The organism is Parendozoicomonas verongulae (genome assembly GCF_009711465.1).
Taxonomy (GTDB): Bacteria; Pseudomonadota; Gammaproteobacteria; order Pseudomonadales; family Endozoicomonadaceae; genus Sansalvadorimonas; species Sansalvadorimonas verongulae.
In genome coordinates, this window is the sequence record NZ_SMME01000495.1 from 1 (window position 1) to 1,060 (window position 1,060).

2 protein-coding genes are annotated in these 1,060 nt (G+C 44.8%); both read left to right on the forward strand.

Annotated elements, in window-relative coordinates; all coding sequences use genetic code 11:
• Positions 1-154: 154 nt before the first annotated feature.
• Positions 155-424: a type II toxin-antitoxin system TacA family antitoxin gene (locus tag E1189_RS01165; RefSeq protein ID WP_155158283.1), complete on the forward strand. Its 270-nt coding sequence runs from the start codon at positions 155-157 to the stop codon at positions 422-424.
• Positions 421-954, forward strand: coding sequence for a GNAT family N-acetyltransferase (locus tag E1189_RS01170; protein ID WP_230459921.1), 534 nt, complete (start codon positions 421-423; stop codon positions 952-954). Before E1189_RS01165 ends, E1189_RS01170 begins: the two co-directional genes overlap by 4 nt.
• Positions 955-1,060 lie beyond the last annotated feature (106 nt).

A 1,060-nucleotide genomic window follows, 5' to 3' on the forward strand; every position in this document is an offset into this window, starting at 1 on the left:
ACATAACAAGTGCTTGGGCAGGACGCCTTCAGCGCCCTGTCAAGCAAGCGTTCTCTCAAATAATCCGTCATTTATCCGTACAAATTGCTTATAGGAACTCTCAGGTCTAAACTCTGTCTATACGGAAGATATCCGTACAAATGGAGGGTGAAAAATGGCTACTGCACGCTTAGACCTGAGACTTGATGAGGAAATCAAGGCTAAAGCAGAAAAGGCTTCAGCTCTACTGGGATTGAAGAGTTTGACCGAATACGTTGTAAGGCTCATGGATGAAGACTCTACGCAGGTCATTTCTGAATATGAGCGCATTACAGTAGAAAACGATGTCTTTGATCGCTTTACAGAAGCTTGCGAAAAGGCAAAGGCTCCAAACAAGGCTTTGTTAGATGCCTTAGCATTTGCCGAGGAGAAAGGTGTCAAGTGAGCTGGTCAAAGGAGTTTGTGGAGCTCGATAAAGGTATCCACGATAGAGCATCATTTGACTGTGGTGAAGCTGAACTTAATTTGTTCATCCAGACACAAGCAGCAAAACATATGCAGGCAGGCATCAGTCGTACAATGGTTCTGCCTGCATCAAACCCTTTGCCAAATCAAAAGAAACCAGTTTGTGCATTCTATAGCATTGCGCCAAGTTCCATCTGTCGAGACACTTTGCCCAAGTCCTTAGCCAAAAAATTACCCCGCTATCCTATCCCTGTATTTCTGATTGCTCAACTAGCTGTACATAGAGAATTTCACGGAGAGGGGCTGGGAAAAATTTGCTTAATAAATGCCTTGAAGTATTTGTGGGAAATTAGCTCTCATATGCGTGCATACGCAATAATTGTTGACTGCCTAACGGATTCAGCAGAACGATTCTATGCAAAATATGGTTTTGAAGTGTTGTGTGAACATAATGGTAGAGTTCGCATGTTTCTTCCTATGAAAACAGTAGCCCAGCTGTTTGGTTCGTAGCCAACCGCAAATGTAACAAATGCTTCCAGCTCGTTCGCTTCGCTCACCCGACGTGCCTTCGGCACGCGGCTGAAGCAGGCGTGTGTGCCGGGCATGGCACTTAACT

What these genes read in the sequence shown, in the direction of transcription:
- E1189_RS01165 (WP_155158283.1), top strand. Translation starts at nt 155, where the DNA reads ATGGCTACTGCACGCTTAGACCTGAGACTTGATGAGGAAATCAAGGCT.